This is a genomic window from Nocardia brasiliensis (genome assembly GCF_011801125.1).
In the GTDB taxonomy this organism is placed as follows: Bacteria; Actinomycetota; Actinomycetes; order Mycobacteriales; family Mycobacteriaceae; genus Nocardia; species Nocardia brasiliensis_C.
Window position 1 is genome coordinate 5,660,391 of the sequence record NZ_CP046171.1, and the last position, 16,229, is coordinate 5,676,619.

The window sequence follows — 16,229 nt, forward strand, 5'->3', positions numbered from 1 at the left end:
CCGTCCCTAACAGTCGCGGCCCCGCCCCGACCGGAGCTCCGGTGGGAGCGGGGCCGCCGCTCAGCTCAGATATTCGCGATCTACAGCGCGTCGGTACCGCGTTCGCCGGTACGGACTCGGATGATCGTCTCCACCGGCGTCACCCAGACCTTGCCGTCGCCGATCTTGCCGGTGCGCGAGGCCTCGACGATCACCTCGACGACCTTGTCCACGGACGCGTCGTCGACGACCACCTCGACCCGGACCTTCGGCACGAAATCCACGGAGTACTCGGCACCTCGATAGACCTCGGTGTGCCCCTTCTGGCGCCCATATCCCTGCACCTCGCTGACAGTCATGCCGAGCACACCCGCCTGCTCGAGACCGGTCTTGACGTCCTCGAGGGTGAACGGTTTGACGATTGCGGTGATCAGTTTCATGTTCGTCATGCCTCCTTGACGGCCGAACGTGCCGTGCTGCCCACGGCGGCGAAGTCGTAAGCGGATTCGGCATGCTCGGACTCGTCCAAGCCGACCGCCTCCCCTTCTTCGCTCGCGCGCAGCCCAATGGTGAACTTCACGATATAGGCAATGATCAGGCTGGCGACGAAGGAGAAGGCAAGTACCACAGCGGCACCCACCGTCTGACGCCACAGTTGATCGATGCCGCCGCCGTAGAACAGGCCCGCCTTCGCGGCACCCATCTCGGGCGCGGCGACGAAACCGACCATCAGGGTGCCGACGATGCCGCCGACCAGATGCACGCCGACCACGTCGAGCGAGTCGTCGAAGCCGAACTTGAACTTCAGGCCGACCGCGAGTGCGCACAGGGCACCAGCGACCGCGCCGACCGCCAGCGCGCCGAGCACGTTCACCGACGAGCAGGACGGGGTGATCGCGACCAGACCGGCCACGATGCCCGACGCCGCGCCGAGCGAGGTGGCGTGTCCGTCACGCAGCTTCTCCACCAGCAGCCAGGCCAGCATGGCGGCGGCCGTGGCCACGGCGGTGGTCACGAAGGTGGTGCCCGCGAGCCCACCGGAGCTCAGTGCGGAACCGGCGTTGAAGCCGAACCAGCCGAACCACAGCAGGCCGGCGCCGAGCATGACGAAGGGCAGGTTGTGCGGGCGGAACGCGGTCGCGGGCCAGCCCTTGCGCTTGCCGAGCACCAGCACCAGGGCGAGCGCGGCCGCACCGGCGTTGATGTGCACCGCGGTGCCGCCGGCGAAGTCGACCGCGAGCAGCTTGTTGGCGATCCAGCCGCCCTCGTGCACGAGGTTGCCCTCGGCGTCCTTGACATCGAAGTCGAACACCCAGTGCGCGACCGGGAAGTAGACGACCGTGACCCAGATGCCGGCGAAGAGGAGCCAGGCACCGAACTTCATGCGGTCGGCAACCGCGCCCGAGATGAGGGCAACCGTGATGATGGCGAACATCAGCTGGAATCCGACGAACACGCTCATCGGGATCGTGCCCGCGAGCGGAATGTCGGTGGCGGCGGTGGTGACGGCACCGGTGGCGTCCTTCACCTCGGCCACCGCGTTACCACCGAGCAGCCCCTTCAGCCCGAAGAACTGAGACGGGTCGCCGATCAGTCCGAATGTGTTGTCACCGAAGGCGGTCGAGAAACCGTAGAGCGACCAGAGCACGCCGACGAGGCCCATGGCGCTGATGCTCATCATGATCATGTTCAGCACGTTCTTCGAACGGACCATGCCGCCGTAGAAGAACGCCAGACCGGGCGTCATCAACAACACGAGCGCGGCGCTCGCGAGCATCCATGCGGTGTCACCGGTATCCGGTGCTCCGGTAAGGGGAAAAGCCACCTTAATGTCCTCCTCATCTCGGGCCCTGCCGACTCCGGCAAATGGACCTGACCAGAAGGGTGCTCACTCGGTGTTTCATCTAACGAGCTGCGGTGTTTCACCTGCGTGAACGGATGAGCCAGTTGTGTTGCGACCACGTTTCGTGGTTTACACCGGGAGTTTTCGGGCTGCGGTGAGACGCGGACTCGATTCGGCGGGGGCCGGGACATCGACCCGCTAGAAGCAGCAAACGTTCGGTTTTCGGCGTGTTTCGTCGCAAACACTGCCGTGCCGGTCGCTGTCGTACGTCAAGTTGTCGGGGCGAGCCGGACAATTCGGTCAGTGGCGGGGTTTGCCGAGACGATGCTGGTTTGAGCGGACGTCGGGGGCTCTTACCCCCTATGAGCCCGCCCGTCAGTCGGGTCGTGCGTCAATTTGAGCGGTCCCGCGGACAGCCCCGGAGAACACCGGCCGAGCAGCGCGTCAGCGGAGCGCGGCCCGTCAGCCGACCAGTACGCCAGCCGAGCGCGGCCCGTCAGCCGAGCAGTACGCCAGCCGAGCGCGGCCCGACAGCCGAGCAGTACACCAGCCGAGCACGGCCCCCTCAGCCGAGCAGTGCGTCCACGAAGGCGGCCGGTTCGAACGGAGCCAGATCGTCGGCCCCTTCGCCGAGACCGACCAGCTTCACCGGCACACCCAGTTCGTGCTGCACCTGGAAGACGATGCCACCCTTGGCCGTGCCGTCCAGCTTGGTCAGCACCACGCCGCTGATATCGACCACCTCGGCGAACACGCGGGCCTGCATCAGTCCGTTCTGGCCGACCGTGGCGTCGAGCACCAGCAGGACCTCGTCGACCGCGGCCTTTTTCTCTACGACGCGCTTGACCTTGCCGAGTTCGTCCATCAGACCGGTCTTGGTGTGCAGCCGGCCCGCGGTATCGATCAGCACCACGTCGACGCCGCGATCGATACCGGCGCTCACCGCGTCGAACGCGACGGCGGCCGGGTCGGCGGCCTCCTTGCCGCGCACGGTGTCCGCGCCGACCCGCTCGCCCCACGTCTGCAACTGATCGGCGGCGGCGGCACGGAAGGTGTCGGCCGCGCCGAGTAACACGCGGCGGCCGTCCGCGACCAGCACGCGCGCGAGTTTGCCGGTGGTGGTGGTCTTTCCGGTGCCGTTGACGCCGACGACCAGCAGGATCGACGGATGGTCGGCGTGCGGCAGCGCGCGGATCGAGCGGTCGAGTTCGGGGCGCAGCGCCTCGATCAGCACGTCACGCAGGACGGCGCGGGCCGCGTCGGTGGTCCGGACGCTGCGCGCGGCCATCTCCTCGCGCAGCCGGGCCACCACCGCCGTGGTGCTCGCGGTGCCCAGGTCGGCGAGCACCAGGGTGTCCTCGACCTCTTCCCACGAGTCGTCGTCCAGGTCGCCGCCGCCGAGCAGGCCGAGCAGGCTCTTGCCGACCGCGTTCTGCGAACGGGACAGGCGACCGCGCAGGCGGACCAGGCGGCCCGCGGTGGGATCGATCTCCTCGAGCGGGGCGGGGGCTTCGGCGCCCGCCGCGGTGTCGGGGAGGGTGCTGGGCTCGGGCGCGGAGGTTTCGGCTTCGGTGGGGGCCGCGGCGGTTTCCGGGGCTGTCGCGTCAGCGGCGTCGGTGGCTTCCCGCGCGGTCGCGCCTGTCACGTCCGGCGCGGTCGTGCCAGCGACCTCCGGCGCGGTGGTGTCGATGGCCTTCGGCGCGGTCGTACCGGCGGCCCCTGGCGCGGTGTCGACGGCTTCCGGCGCGGTGGAGTCAGTGACTTCCGGTGCGCTCGTGTCGACGTCGCTCGACACGGCGGTGTCGGCTGCGGCGACATCGCCCTCGGGCAGCTGGACGTTGGTGATGCCGCGCTTCGGCGCGTCCCTCGGGATGGCCGCGTCGTCGCCGACGTGCGGCTGGCCGTCGGTATCGGTCCGCTCGACCAGCTGCGGCTCGGGCGCGGTCGCCGTGCCGCCTTGACTGAAACTGAATCCGCCGGACGCGGTGTAACCGCCGGACCGGTCGGTCAGTTGCTTGTCCTCGGGCTGCGTCAATGACACCCGAGAGCGCTTGTACCGGACAAAACCGACAACAAGCACCACCAGCAGCAGAGCAGCGGCAACGGCGACAATGATCCAGGCTTCGGAACTCACGCGCCCCATCCTTGCAGAACGAACCGGCCCGCTTTACCACGCCGCCCCGGTGCCGACACACAACCCCCGAGATTTCTTGTCCTGCGGAACTTCTCGCGACGTGCCAATAGGATCGGCGACGTGACCGATCGAAACGTGCTTGGGGGGCCGCTGGAAGAGTGCGGCGCCGATCCTCTCACCGGCTTCTACCGGGACGGCTGCTGCAGCACCGGGCCGGAGGATCTCGGTAGCCACACCGTGTGCACCGTCGTCACGGCCGAGTTCCTGGAGCATCAGGCCTCCATCGGCAACGATCTGAGTACGCCGCGGCCGGAGAACAACTTCCCCGGATTACAGCCGGGCGACCGGTGGTGTGTGGTGGCGGTGCGCTGGCTACACGCGCACGAGGACGGCGTCGCCGCACCCGTGGTGCTGGCCGCCACCCACGAGAACGCGCTGGAAGTGATCTCGATGGACATCCTGCGCAAATACGCCGTCGACGTGCCCGACGACGTCAGCGACCTGCTCTGATCCGCATGCCGCACACGGCAGCCCGGCTCGGTGCCGGCTGCCGTCGGGCCGCGCCCGCCCGGTTCGACCGTGACCACGGTTCGACAGGTGTCTCCTATGCGCCACGGATTCGCGTCCTCGCGGTGCGGCGGCGGTGTGCACCGGCACATGTTCCCATCGACCGACCGATGAAGGTCATCGCGGTCGCCGAGATCGCCACCCTTGCCTTCGCCGACCCCGACCGATTCCACGGCCGCACCCTCGAATTGGCCGACAACGACCGCACTCCGCCCGAATACGCCGCAGCCACCGACCATCCCGTCCGCTACCAAGAACCCGACGAGACCTACGCGGCATCCCTCGGCGAATCGATCGCATACACCTGGCGTCTCACGCGCGAAACCGGCGGGCGCGCCGACGTCGAAACCACCCGCCGCATCCACCCCACCCGCCGCACCTTCGACACCTGACTCACCGAATCCCACACCCCCAACTCCACCTCCTCCTCGGCAATGCCGAAGCCACCCCGCTGACACCCGAGAACCAACAACGGCTTTCGTCACCACGCCGAAGTCTCGGATCTACCCGGACACGCGGACCTCGACCGCAGGCGCACCGTTGTCGTGGAACCATTCCCGCAGCTCCAGGCCGTCCACCAGTTCTGACGTGTCGATCCCGACGTCGACCGGTCCGGTAACCCGCCCGGACGCTCCGGCCACCCGGCAGCCACCCATTCGAGCTCGCGACAGTCTGGTCCGTTCGAGAACGGCATCGCCGAGGTCTGCCTCACGAAGGTCGGCTCCGGAAAACGTGACTCGATGCAGTCGCGTGCTGCGAAGGACCGCACCGCGGAAATCCGCCTGGGCGAAATCTGCTCGCTGCAGGTCGGCACCGGAGAGGTCGGCCTTTCGCGCTCGGCAGCCACGACCTTGGACCTTCCGCAGATCCGCACCGCTGAGATCCGCACCGTCCAAACAGGCTTCGCTGAGCGAGGCGGTGTACAGATCCGCACCGGCGAGCACCACCCGACTCAGATTCGCACCCCCCAACTCCGCCCCGAGCAGATCCAACCCGGCCAAATCCGCTCCCGTGAAATCCAATCCCCACCCATTGAGCACTGACCTCACCGTCCGCTCCGCGGTGGGGTCGGCGGGGAGTGCCCTCAGATACTCGACCAACGCTCGGTGTGCGCCCGAATCCGTAGGCCACCGACCAACACTGCTCGAGCTAGGCCCCTCACCCGTGGTCATCTCTACCAAAGCACCTTTCCTTGCCACTCGGGATGACTCTCAACCAGCTGCTTCAGACGCGCTATCCGTGCAGGGGTCATACCACTCTGGTCGATCATGACACCCTCACCGTCCGCAATCGAATCCTCGATCATTTCAGTGAATTCTTGATCGGTTTGCGGATTGGGTATCGGTTTGCCCGCCACTTCAGCCGGCCTGTAGTCCGGAATGACATCTGGCGAGCTTTTCACGTCCCAACGCTTCCCCGAGGCGTCTATGAACTCCCCCTGGTCCTCACCGTTGGCGCCCAACGGCGCCCGGGTCAGCGGCCCCTCCACCGCGCCGGAGTTCTCCAGGCCCAGGCCCACCTCGGCCTCGCGCCTCGACTGGGGGTTCACCTTGCCGTTCTTCGACGGGTCTTGCGCAAGTTCCTCGACCCGCTTCTGGTACTCAGTGGTTCCTGGCGTATTGGAGGCGTTCGAGGAACCAGGCCGCGCCTCGTCTACGCCGTCGATGAACACACGCATGCCGATTATCGCCGTCAGTTTCGCGCTGAGGTCGAGGAGTGCTTCGCTGGGCACCTTGTCGAAGTGTGTGAGAACGACCGCGGCCGTTGCAGTGGCAGCTGTCAGGCCGACGATTCGATAAAGCCTACTTGCGGTATAGGCCGTGCGGATGGCGTTGATAGTGTTGGCAACGAGCCCGACGACGGCGCCACCGCTGACCGCTAGGCTGCCCCCAAAGCTGAATGCGGCTGCCACAACTCCTAGAGCGACTGCGATTCCGGCCCCGATAACGAGGGTGTTGATCTCGGCCTCGAAGGTTTTGCGAGCGTCCACAGTGCCGGTATGGAATTCGGCCACCGAAGTTGCTAAATTCTGCGCGGCCAGCGCAACTTGCCCCGCGCTATCGCGGAGCGTCGTGAGATTCCCGAGGACCAGCTCCAGGTTCTTCTTGTCTACAACATCGTCGAACAGGCCGATGATACTGGTGAGTTGGCCTGCGGCACCGGTGATGGTGGCATGGTCGGCGAATGTACGCCACGCGGTGGATGCTTTGCTGAGCTTGTCCGTATCACCGTTGGGAAGTTTGCCGAACTCCTCCCCGATCTTATCGACCAGCTTGTCGTAGAACTCTTTTATGCCCGCGCCGTCCTTCTCGTGCACACCGGGCCCGTTATCCCCGACCGACGAAGGGATAGCGACTTTGTACTCCGGCAACGGGTTGACGGTTGGACGTTCCGGCATCGGATTACTGTTGTTCGCGACGGCGTAGTTGTAGCCCATCGCGGAGAGGACGTAGCCGTAGTTGGTAAGCGCGTCAGCAAGATTGGTGCAGGTTTGCATGGTCTGCTGGGCTACCTGGTTGTATTTGGTGCCCCACTGCCTGCAACCGTTGGCGTCCCCAGCCATGCCCGCGCAGTCGTTTTTGATGACACCGTGCAGCGGCTTGTCGGCAGCGCGCAGATTGTTCGCCAACTCATGGCATTTTGCGGCGGCTTCGTAGTATAACTGCCAATCCATCTTCAGGTCGTCGCCCACCGCGTCAGCCCCCGGACAACATTTTGTGGTTCAGGTCGACCGCGCGGGTATAGCGACTGTGGGCGTCGCGCGCGGCGCGGCCCATATCAGCGACACCCTCCGCGAACTCACGCGCGCCCCGAGCCCATTGGGTGTGCGCGTCGTTGTATGCCTGCGCGGCAGCGCTTTCCCAGCCGGTACCGACGAGCCCGGCCACCTTCTCGTCGAGGCCGTCGAGATTTTCGTGGATGAACCCGGACAACCCCGTCAACCGAGCCACGAGTTGATCAAGACGCTCCAGATCGACCGAGAAATGCGAACTCACGGCAGATCCAGACTCGAGCCGCCCATGGCCGACGCAGTGGACTGGTCCTGGGACGTGTATGTCTCCGCGGTGACGCCGAGTCTCTCGGCCATCGCCGTGAGCGCCCGCATGATCGTCATGCCACCGTCTCGGACATCGGTCCAGCCCTCGGCGAACTCAGCCGCTGAGCTACCGGTCCAACCATCGGTCAGCACCGCGTCCACGTCAACACCAGCCGACTCCAATGCCGACCTCAACGCTTCTGCCAGCTCGTACACATGGTTTCCGACCGCACGTACTTGCTCCGGGACGACAGCGAGACCCTGGGCGTTTGGTGCCGATCCCCCACCCTCGACCATGCGTGGCAGCTTAACGAGAACCGCGATCGACTGTCGATCCCGATTCGATGATTACGAGGCGCCGGCGGGGGTGAGGTTTTCGCCGCGGAGGCGTTGGGAGATCACCTGGGTTATGCCGTCGCCGCGCATGCTGACGCCGTAGAGGGCGTCGGCTATTTCCATGGTGGGTTTCTGGTGGGTGATGACGATGAGCTGGCTCTTTTCGCGCAGTTGCTCGAAGAGGCCGATGAGGCGGCGCAGGTTGGTGTCGTCCAGGGCGGCCTCGACCTCGTCCATCACGTAGAACGGGGACGGGCGGGCGCGGAAGATGGCGACCAGCAGCGCGACGGCGGTGAGCGACTTCTCGCCGCCGGAGAGCAGCGAGAGCCGCTTCACCTTCTTGCCGGGCGGGCGCGCCTCCACCTCGATACCGGTGGTGAGCATGTCGGACGGGTCGGTGAGCAGCAGCCTGCCCTCGCCGCCGGGGAACAGTTTCGCGAACACGCCGACGAACTCGCGTTCCACGTCCTCCCACGCCTCGGTGAACACCTGCAGGATGCGGGCATCCACCTCGGCGACCACGTCGAGCAGGTCCTTGCGCGCGCTCTTGACGTCCTCGAGCTGGGTGGCGAGGAAGTTGTAGCGTTCCTCGAGCGCGGCGAACTCTTCCAGCGCAAGGGGATTCACCTTGCCGAGGGTGGTGAGGTCCTTTTCGGCGCGTTTGGCGCGCCGCTCCTGGGTCTGCCGGTCGTACGGCATCGGCGCGGGCGCGGTGACCTGTTCGCCGCGCTCCTTGGCCTGCTCGTATTCCTGCCATTCCAGGTCGGTCGGCGGCAGCGGCACGTCGGGTCCGTACTCGGCGATCAAGTCGTTGAGCGCGATGCCGAACTGTTCGGAGATGGTCGCCTCGAGCTGTTCGATGCGCAGCGCCGCTTGGGCTTTCGCGACTTCGTCGCGGTGCACCGCGTCGGTGAGCTGGGCCAGCTGGGTGGACAGCGCGCGCACCCGCTCCTTGACCTGCTCGACCTGGGCGGCGACCTCACCGCGGCGCCGGACCAGTTCGTCGCGCCGGGCGCCTGCCTCGGCCACCACCTTCTCCAGTTCGGCGGCGACCCTGGCCCCCGATTCGGCGACCGCGGCCGCGACCTCGGCGGCCTTCTTCCTGGAGGCCTGGGCGCGTTCGGCCCTGGCTCGGGTCTCGCGTTCGGCGCGGGCCGCGCGGCGCAGCGAATCCGCCTTGCCGCGTACCGATTCCGCGCGTTCCTCGGCGGTGCGCACCGCCAGGCGCGCCTCCACCTCCATGGACCTGGCCTCGGCCAGCGCGGCGGCGGCTTCCTCGCGTTCCCGGCCCGCGGTCTCGGTGCCCGCCGCGGTGCCGTCGGAGTCGATCTCGGTCTGTTCCAGTTCGGCGTTGCGCAACCGGTCTTCGAGCTCGGCGAGCGCGGTGAGCGATTCCTCCCTGCTCGCTTCGGTTTCCGCGCGCTGGGCGAGCAGCCGGTCGTTGTCGGCCTGAGCCGTGCGGGCCGCGTGGCCGAGCCTGCCGAGCCGGTCGTAGATGGCGACCAGCGACTGATCGGATTCGTGCAATGCCAGCAGCGCCTGGTCGACGGCGTCCTTGCGGTCGGCCTGCTCGGCCAGCGCGCCGGAAAGCGCCGCCTCCAGTTCCTCGGCCCGGCGCTGCGCGGCGACCAGGTCGGCTTTGGCGGTGTCGATATCGGCCTGGATCTCCAGTTGGCTCGGCGCCCGATCGGATCCGCCGAGCAGCCAGCCGGTTCCGGTGAGGTCGCCGTCGCGGGTGACCACGCGCACGTCGGGCCGGGCCGCGACCACCGCGCGGGCGGCGGCCAGATCGTCGGCGACGGCGATGCCCGCGGTGAGCGCCATGATCGCCGCGCGCACGCTGTCGGGGCACTCGACCACGTCGGCGAGCCAGCGGACCCCGCCGGGCAGTGGGCCGGGGTGCGGGCGCTGTCCGGCGTCGGCACTGAAGACCAGCGCGGCCCGGCCACCGTCGGCCTCTTTCAGCGCGCGAATGGCGGCGTGCGCGGATTCCCCGGTGTCGGCGGCGACCGCGTCGGCGAGCGGGCCGAGCGCGGTGGCGACCGCGGCCTCGAAACCGCCGTGCACCCGCAGCAGCCCGGACAGCGGGCCGAGCAGGCCCTGGGAGCGATGCTCAACCAGCCAGGCGGCTCCGTCGCGACGGGCCAGGTTCATGCCGAGCGCCTCGATCCGCGCGGAGAGTGACGCGACCCGCTTGCTCGCCTCGCGGTCCTGTTCGCGCAGTTCGGTCACCCGCTGATCGGCCAGGGCGAGCGCCTGCACCGCGTGTTCGTGCTGCGCGTCCAGACCGGCCTCGCCTGCGTCCAGTTCGGTGAGTTCGGCCTGCACCGTGTCGAATTCGGCCTGCGCGGCCTCGCCGCGGTGCCGGGCGTCGGCGATCGCGGTGGTCAGGCGAGCGATCTCGGCGTCCACCGATTGCGCCCTGGTGCGCAGTGTGTCGACCTTGCCCGCGAGCCGGGCGACGCCCTCGCGCCGGTCCGCGATCGCGCGCACGGCCGCCAGGTGTGCCTGCTCGGCGGCCTTGGCGGAGTGCTCGCGTTCGGCGAGCGCGTCCCTGGCCGCCTCGAGCGTCTCGGTCGCGATCTCGACCGCCTCGCGCAGTTCGGCCTCTTCGGCCTCCACGCGTTCGGCTTCGGCTTCCAACTGTTCGGGATCGCGTCCCGTGCCGACCGGCGCCTCGGTGTCGAGGTGGCGGGCCCGGTCCTGCGCGATGCGGATGGTCGCGTTGACCCGCTCGGCCAGCGCCGAGAGCTGGAACCAGGTCTGCGCGGCGGCTTCCGCGCTCGGGGTCAGCCGCGAGAGCTGGAACTCCTGTTGCGCGAGCGCGGCATTGGCGGCGTCGAGCTCGCTCTGCACGTTGATGTGCTGTTCGCGGGCGTAGGCTTCCTTGCTCTGCTGGCTCTCCAGTTCGCGGCGCCGGGTCACCAGGTCGTCGGCGGCCAGGCGCATCCGGGCGTCGCGCAGGTCGGCCTGCACGGTCTGGGCGCGGCGCGCCACCTCGGCCTGTCTGCCGAGCGGTTTGAGTTGACGGCGCAACTCGGTGGTGAGGTCGGTGAGCCGGGCCAGGTTGGCCTGCATCGCCTCGAGCTTGCGGACCGCCTTCTCTTTCCGCTTGCGGTGCTTGAGCACACCGGCGGCCTCTTCGATGAACGCGCGCCGATCCTCCGGGCGCGATTCCAGGATGGCCGAGAGCTGGCCCTGCCCGACGATGACGTGCATTTCCCGGCCGATGCCGGAGTCACTGAGCAGCTCCTGCACGTCCATCAGCCGGCAGGTGCTGCCGTTGATCTCGTACTCGCCCGCGCCGTCGCGGAACATCCGCCGGGTGATGGAGACCTCGGCGTAGTCGATCGGCAGCGCGCCGTCGGAATTGTCGATGGTGAGGGTCACCTCGGCGCGCCCCAGCGGTGCCCGGCCCGCGGTGCCCGCGAAGATCACGTCCTGCATCTTGCCGCCGCGTAGCGCCTTGGCTCCCTGCTCACCCATCACCCAGGTGAGCGCGTCGACCACGTTGGACTTGCCGGATCCGTTCGGACCGACCACACACGTGATGCCGGGTTCCAGGCGCAACGTCGTCGCGGACGCGAAGGATTTGAAGCCCTTCAGCGTCAGGCTCTTCAGATGCAAGTCCGACGACCTTTCGTTATTCGTTGCCGGTGTGCACGCCGCCGAGTTCGGCCTGCTCATCGGAGGCAGGCGACCCGTCATGGTATCCGCCGGGTGCCCGGTACCGCGGACGCGGGACAGGCCGCGTCGCCGGACGGCGGCTCGGCGGTACCCGTAGGTTATCGAGTAGGGCCACGATATCCCGTATTTCGATGCGCTCGGAGTTAGCCGGATGTCGTGTTCGGTGGTGCATTCGCCCGCCGCGGCGCACCGGCGACCCGCACCTGGCACGAGCGTTCGGGCGCGCGACGGAGTATCCACGGTAGGTGACGAATACGGGTCCGTCGATCGACCACGGCGCGACCTTTACACCAAAAGACGAACCGACTTGTCCGACGCTCTGCCACGCGGCGACGCCGCCGCATACGATCCAGTCGATCCGCCAGCGGGAATATTTGGAGCACCACGCCGATGCCAGCTCGAACCGGGACCCCGACGGTGTTCCGGCTTGTCCGAATCGCGGCTCTGGTGCTCGGCAGCCTGCTGTTTCTCTACGCGTGCGAGTACAGCAGGAGCGCGGTGCTCGCCGATCGGTGGATCGAGGTCGCCTGCGCGGGCCTGCTGATGGCCGCCGGACTCGGCGCGGCGTGGTTCGAGATCAAACTGACGAATTTCCGCGAGTTCGCCGACGACGAAACCGGCATTCCCGCCGAAACGGTCAGCGCGCGCGGCCCGGTTCGCCACAGCGCCAGCGGGATTCGCCGGAAGTATGCCGAAGACCGCGCGCCGCGATCGGCAACGCACATGGGGCGCCGGGGAACTCGGCACGACGACCGTGCCGACGACGTCGAATCACCTACGGTCGCCGCCCGGATGCGCACGGCGGGGTACCGCGGCGCGGGCACCGAGTCCGAGAAGTGGTGGAAGCCGGGCAGATCCGGCGCCGAGCAGGACCAGCCGCGGACCGCACGCGCCGAAACCAAGGAGTTCCTGGTCGAATCCGGAGGCTGGTCGATGCGCGCCAAGATCGGGCGTTCCGGCGATCTCCTCTTCCACGGGCACGACCGCGGCGGGACCTATCCAGCCTACGAGTGGATGTGGATCTTCCACCCTGACACCTTCCCGGCGATCCGCGACGCGCTCGGCGACCCCGAGGGCGACATTCTCGAACTACTCGAAGAGGTTGTGCCGCAGCTGGATCGGCACGGCCGCCACGACCCCGGCGCCTGGCTGCGCGCGCACAGCATCCCGGCGGCCTACCGCGAGAAGGGCGTCAGCGCCACCCAGGACACCAGGGAGATCCCGCTGCTCGTCCCGGGGCTCCCCCGCCTCGTTCCGCCCGAGCGGCACCACGACCCCGCACCGCACTGGCCGCAACGCGACCCGCGGGATTTCACCGAGCCCCACCAACCCCCGCCCCGCCCCGAAGTGCCACGGCGTGAGCCGATTTCGGGGCGACGACCGCCACCCGGCGCAGACGCGCTCGGCCGCGGGCCCGCACCGATATGGCAGGAGCGCCCGGTTCGGCAGCGCGAGACGGCAGCCGAGCCGTGGTCCGAGCGGCCCGCGCCGGAATACCGCCCCGCCTCGCGCCGCCGCCGCTACGCCGCGCCCCCGAATTCGACCGAGGCGCCGCGTCGCGGTTCCACCTACGGCGCGACACCGCCGCGGCCATAACCCCTTTCACGCACAACGGGGCTGTCCGTGCGACATGCGCGGACAGCCCCGAGGCGGCCGACTAGCTGGTATGCCGGGAGTACTTGTACTTGCCGGACTCGAAGCCGGTGAGCATGCGGAAGACGAGCACCGCACCCCACGGGCCGATCACCCAGATCGGCCAGGGGTAGGTGAACTCGCCGACGCTCAGCGAGATCGCGGCCCAGATGAACAGCACGAGCACGCTCACCCCGAGCCAGCTCGCGCCCTCGATCCTCTGCCAGATCGGGATGCGGGCGGCGGCGTTCCCCGCCGGCTCTTTCGCGAGCTTGGGCAGGTCCGACAGCACGAGCTGCAGATCGTCCCTGGTGGTCGTGGCGTACACCTGGGCGGTGCGCTGGTCGTATTCGGCCAGGTCGATCCGCCCGTCTTCCAGATGCCTGGCGAGCAGCCGGACCACCTTGTCACGTTCGGCGTTCGAGGCGCGCGTTCCGGTCGAGATGTCCATGAGAAGTCCTTGTCGGCGGTTCCACCCTCCATAGTGGAATATTCCTCGAATCATGCTCCTTCCATAGTGGAATGTCAACCCCTTCGGCTCCGCCGCTGGTGTCCGTATCGCGAGCGCGGCAGTATGGACGGCAAGGTCAACTCGCGGCCGCAGCGGTCCGCGTCCACGAAATCGCCAAGGAGGCATAGGTGTCCGAAACCGTGCGCGGTGTCATCGCCCGTAGCAAGGGCGCGCCGGTCGAGCTCGTGGACGTGGTGATTCCGAACCCCGGACCGCACGACGTGGTCGTGCGCGTGCAGGCCTGCGGCGTCTGCCACACCGACCTGCACTACCGCGAGGGCGGCATCAACGACGAGTTCCCGTTCCTGCTCGGCCACGAGGCCGCCGGCATCGTGGAGACCGTCGGCGACCAGGTCACCCACGTGACGCCGGGCGACTTCGTGGTCCTGAACTGGCGCGCCGTCTGCGGCGAATGCCGGGCATGTCGCCGCGGCAGGCCCTGGTACTGCTTCGCCAGCAGCAACGCGAGCAAGAAGATGACCCTCACCGACGGCACCGAACTGAGCCCGGCCCTCGGCATCGGCGCCTTCGTCGACAAGACGCTCGTGCACGAACGTCAGTGCACCAAGGTCGATCCCGCCGCCGACCCGGCGGTGGCCGGGCTGCTCGGCTGCGGCGTGATGGCGGGCATCGGCGCGGCGATGAACACCGGCAACATCTCGCGCGGTGACACCGTCGCGGTGCTCGGCTGCGGCGGCGTCGGCGACGCGGCCATCGCCGGGGCCAGGCTGGCCGGCGCGAAGACCATCATCGCGGTGGACCGCGACCCGCGAAAGCTCACCTGGGCCAAAGACTTCGGCGCCACCCACACCATCGATGCGAGCTCCGAGGACGTGGTCGCGAAGATCCAGGAGTACACCGACGAATTCGGCGCCGACGTCGTCATCGAGGCGGTCGGCAGGCCGGAAACCTGGAAGCAGGCCTTCTACGCCCGCGATCTGGCGGGCACCGTGGTCCTCGTCGGCGTCCCCACCCCGGAGATGACCATCGAGATGCCGCTGATCGATCTGTTCTCCCGGGGCGGTGCGCTCAAGTCCTCCTGGTACGGCGACTGCCTGCCCGAGCGGGACTTCCCGATGCTGGTCGACCTGCACCTGCAGGGTCGCCTGCCACTGGAACGCTTTGTCACCGAAAGGATCTCGCTCGGCCAGGTGGAAGCGGCGTTCACCGCGATGCACGCAGGCGACGTGCTGCGCTCGGTGGTGGTCCAGTGATCGAGCGCGTCGTCACCTCCGGCACCTTCTCCCTCGACGGCGGCACCTGGGACGTCGACAACAACGTCTGGCTCATCGGCGACGACCGAGACGTGCTCGTCGTCGACGCCGCGCACGACGCGGACGCGATCGCCGCGGCGGTCGGCGGACGCAACGTCGTCGCCGTCCTCTGCACGCACGGCCACAACGACCACGTCACTGTCGCACCGGAATTGAGCGCCCGCCTCGACGCACCGATCCTGCTGCACCCCGGCGACGACCCGCTGTGGCGGATGACCCACCCCGACGTCGACTACCGTTCGCTGGCCGACACACCGCGAATCACGGTGGCGGGCATCGACATCGACATCCTGCACACCCCCGGCCACTCCCCCGGCTCGGTGTCCCTGCATCTGCCCGCCGCGGCCGCCCTCTGCACCGGCGACACCCTCTTCTCCGGCGGCCCCGGCGCTACCGGCCGCTCCTACTCCGATTTCGACACCATCATCGATTCCATCCGCGACCGCCTGCTCACCCTCCCCGAAGAAACCACCGTCCACACCGGCCACGGCGACACCACCACCATAGGCACCGAAAAACCCGCCCTGGCCGACTGGATCGCCCGCGGACATTAGACCCTCGGCCCTCAACCCACCCGCAGTTGCTCGTCACCGAAATCGGCGACGAGCGTCAATACCTGTGCATGGAGGTCCTGCATCAGCTCGATTTCGCCTACTCCGACCTCGAGCCGGTCTACGAGGAGTGCCTGCGCGACATCACCGGGATTCTCGGCCTCGCACCCGCCGACGAGCCGACCGGGAGAGGAACACCCGGCGGGTCAGAGGATGGCGAAGGCGACGACCAAGCCGAGGGCGAAGTGGGCGGCGGCGACCACGAGGACCTCGGTGGTGTAGGTGTCCGAGTGCAGCGCCGCGCCGATGTCGATGCCGATCGCCTTCTCGATCACGCGCACCGAAACGACCTGCGCGACAATGCCGACCAGGCCGAAGACCAGCGAGGCGATCAGACCCTCGGACAGCTTGCCGCCGCCGCCGACCGCGAGGATGGCGAGCACCACGATGAACGCCATGCTGATCATGCCCGCGGCGGTGACGATGATCGCGTTCGGCTTACCCGCGACGACCAGCTCGCGCAGCCTGCCCGGCGTGGTCAGGTCGATGGCGTAGAAGCCGACGAGCATCAGCGCCAGACCGATGAGGGCGTAGAGGATGATCGCTCCGACACCCTCGCCGAGCGCGCTCCAGTACCCCGATTCGAGGGCGACAGCGGTCATCATGATCCTTCCGAGT

Annotated in this window: 15 protein-coding genes and 1 pseudogene; 5 read left to right on the top strand and 11 right to left on the bottom strand. The window is 68.1% G+C overall.

Going from position 1 to position 16,229, the window contains the following annotated elements; all coding sequences use genetic code 11:
- Positions 1-80: 80 nt before the first annotated feature.
- The 3 genes from F5X71_RS25665 to ftsY all read right to left on the bottom strand — a co-directional run bounded on the left by F5X71_RS25665 (position 81) and on the right by ftsY (position 3,956).
- Entirely contained in the window at positions 81-419 is a 339-nt protein-coding gene (locus F5X71_RS25665) for a P-II family nitrogen regulator (RefSeq protein WP_014352094.1), read from the bottom strand.
- Positions 420-424: 5 nt separating this feature from the next.
- Positions 425-1,804 (bottom strand): ammonium transporter, encoded by a 1,380-nt coding sequence (locus F5X71_RS25670; protein WP_167464327.1) that lies wholly within the window; start codon positions 1,802-1,804, stop codon positions 425-427.
- Between the two features lie 583 nt (positions 1,805-2,387).
- The gene (gene ftsY, locus F5X71_RS25675; RefSeq protein ID WP_167464328.1) at positions 2,388-3,956 is read right to left on the bottom strand and encodes a signal recognition particle-docking protein FtsY; all 1,569 of its coding nucleotides are present in this window, start codon (positions 3,954-3,956) and stop codon (positions 2,388-2,390) included.
- A 120-nt stretch (positions 3,957-4,076) separates the two neighbouring features.
- On the opposite strand from ftsY, the gene F5X71_RS25680 reads away from it, so the two are divergent.
- A complete protein-coding gene (locus F5X71_RS25680) occupies positions 4,077-4,466 on the top strand; it encodes a DUF2237 family protein (RefSeq protein ID WP_014987060.1) in 390 nt (129 codons plus the stop codon).
- A gap of 167 nt (positions 4,467-4,633) precedes the next feature.
- Positions 4,634-4,915 (top strand): hypothetical protein, encoded by a 282-nt coding sequence (locus tag F5X71_RS25685; RefSeq protein WP_174817134.1) that lies wholly within the window; start codon positions 4,634-4,636, stop codon positions 4,913-4,915.
- Positions 4,916-5,026: 111 nt separating this feature from the next.
- Here F5X71_RS25685 and F5X71_RS37165 read toward each other — a convergent pair whose 3' ends face one another.
- The 6 genes and pseudogenes from F5X71_RS37165 to smc all read right to left on the bottom strand — a co-directional run bounded on the left by F5X71_RS37165 (position 5,027) and on the right by smc (position 11,523).
- A complete protein-coding gene (locus F5X71_RS37165) occupies positions 5,027-5,164 on the bottom strand; it encodes a hypothetical protein (protein WP_238815468.1) in 138 nt (45 codons plus the stop codon).
- A pseudogene (locus tag F5X71_RS37790) lies at positions 5,165-5,695 on the bottom strand (pentapeptide repeat-containing protein); the annotation flags it as partial.
- 2 nt (positions 5,696-5,697) lie between these two features.
- Positions 5,698-7,215 (bottom strand): hypothetical protein, encoded by a 1,518-nt coding sequence (locus tag F5X71_RS25695; RefSeq protein ID WP_167464330.1) that lies wholly within the window; start codon positions 7,213-7,215, stop codon positions 5,698-5,700.
- Positions 7,216-7,219: 4 nt separating this feature from the next.
- Positions 7,220-7,519 carry a WXG100 family type VII secretion target gene (locus F5X71_RS25700; RefSeq protein ID WP_167464331.1) on the bottom strand — a complete coding sequence of 100 codons (300 nt, stop codon included), beginning with the start codon at positions 7,517-7,519 and terminating at the stop codon, positions 7,220-7,222.
- Positions 7,516-7,857: a WXG100 family type VII secretion target gene (locus F5X71_RS25705; protein WP_167464332.1), complete on the bottom strand. Its 342-nt coding sequence runs from the start codon at positions 7,855-7,857 to the stop codon at positions 7,516-7,518. The genes F5X71_RS25700 and F5X71_RS25705 overlap by 4 nt, the downstream gene beginning before the upstream one ends.
- A gap of 51 nt (positions 7,858-7,908) precedes the next feature.
- Positions 7,909-11,523 carry a chromosome segregation protein SMC gene (gene smc / locus F5X71_RS25710; protein ID WP_167464333.1) on the bottom strand — a complete coding sequence of 1,205 codons (3,615 nt, stop codon included), beginning with the start codon at positions 11,521-11,523 and terminating at the stop codon, positions 7,909-7,911.
- A 450-nt stretch (positions 11,524-11,973) separates the two neighbouring features.
- Between smc and F5X71_RS25715 the strand changes: the two genes are divergently transcribed.
- Positions 11,974-13,179: a hypothetical protein gene (locus tag F5X71_RS25715; protein WP_167464334.1), complete on the top strand. Its 1,206-nt coding sequence runs from the start codon at positions 11,974-11,976 to the stop codon at positions 13,177-13,179.
- A gap of 61 nt (positions 13,180-13,240) precedes the next feature.
- Here the strand turns inward: F5X71_RS25715 and F5X71_RS25720 are convergent, their stop codons facing one another.
- Positions 13,241-13,666 carry a DUF1707 SHOCT-like domain-containing protein gene (locus tag F5X71_RS25720; RefSeq protein ID WP_167464335.1) on the bottom strand — a complete coding sequence of 142 codons (426 nt, stop codon included), beginning with the start codon at positions 13,664-13,666 and terminating at the stop codon, positions 13,241-13,243.
- A gap of 188 nt (positions 13,667-13,854) precedes the next feature.
- On the opposite strand from F5X71_RS25720, the gene F5X71_RS25725 reads away from it, so the two are divergent.
- Both F5X71_RS25725 and F5X71_RS25730 read left to right on the top strand, forming a co-directional pair.
- Complete coding sequence (locus tag F5X71_RS25725; protein ID WP_167464336.1) at positions 13,855-14,940, top strand: S-(hydroxymethyl)mycothiol dehydrogenase; 1,086 nt, start codon at positions 13,855-13,857, stop codon at positions 14,938-14,940.
- Positions 14,937-15,554: an MBL fold metallo-hydrolase gene (locus tag F5X71_RS25730; RefSeq protein WP_167464337.1), complete on the top strand. Its 618-nt coding sequence runs from the start codon at positions 14,937-14,939 to the stop codon at positions 15,552-15,554. The genes F5X71_RS25725 and F5X71_RS25730 overlap by 4 nt, the downstream gene beginning before the upstream one ends.
- Positions 15,555-15,757: 203 nt before the next feature.
- Here F5X71_RS25730 and F5X71_RS25735 read toward each other — a convergent pair whose 3' ends face one another.
- The gene (locus F5X71_RS25735) at positions 15,758-16,213 is read right to left on the bottom strand and encodes a DUF350 domain-containing protein (protein ID WP_167464338.1); all 456 of its coding nucleotides are present in this window, start codon (positions 16,211-16,213) and stop codon (positions 15,758-15,760) included.
- Positions 16,214-16,229: the final 16 nt, after the last annotated feature.

Coding starts and splice junctions, on each gene's coding strand:
- F5X71_RS25735 (WP_167464338.1), bottom strand. CDS start 16,213: ATGACCGCTGTCGCCCTCGAATCGGGGTACTGGAGCGCGCTCGGCGAG.
- F5X71_RS25665 (WP_014352094.1), bottom strand. CDS start 419: ATGAAACTGATCACCGCAATCGTCAAACCGTTCACCCTCGAGGACGTC.
- F5X71_RS25720 (WP_167464335.1), bottom strand. CDS start 13,666: ATGGACATCTCGACCGGAACGCGCGCCTCGAACGCCGAACGTGACAAG.
- F5X71_RS25715 (WP_167464334.1), top strand. CDS start 11,974: ATGCCAGCTCGAACCGGGACCCCGACGGTGTTCCGGCTTGTCCGAATC.
- F5X71_RS25685 (WP_174817134.1), top strand. CDS start 4,634: ATGAAGGTCATCGCGGTCGCCGAGATCGCCACCCTTGCCTTCGCCGAC.
- F5X71_RS25705 (WP_167464332.1), bottom strand. CDS start 7,857: ATGGTCGAGGGTGGGGGATCGGCACCAAACGCCCAGGGTCTCGCTGTC.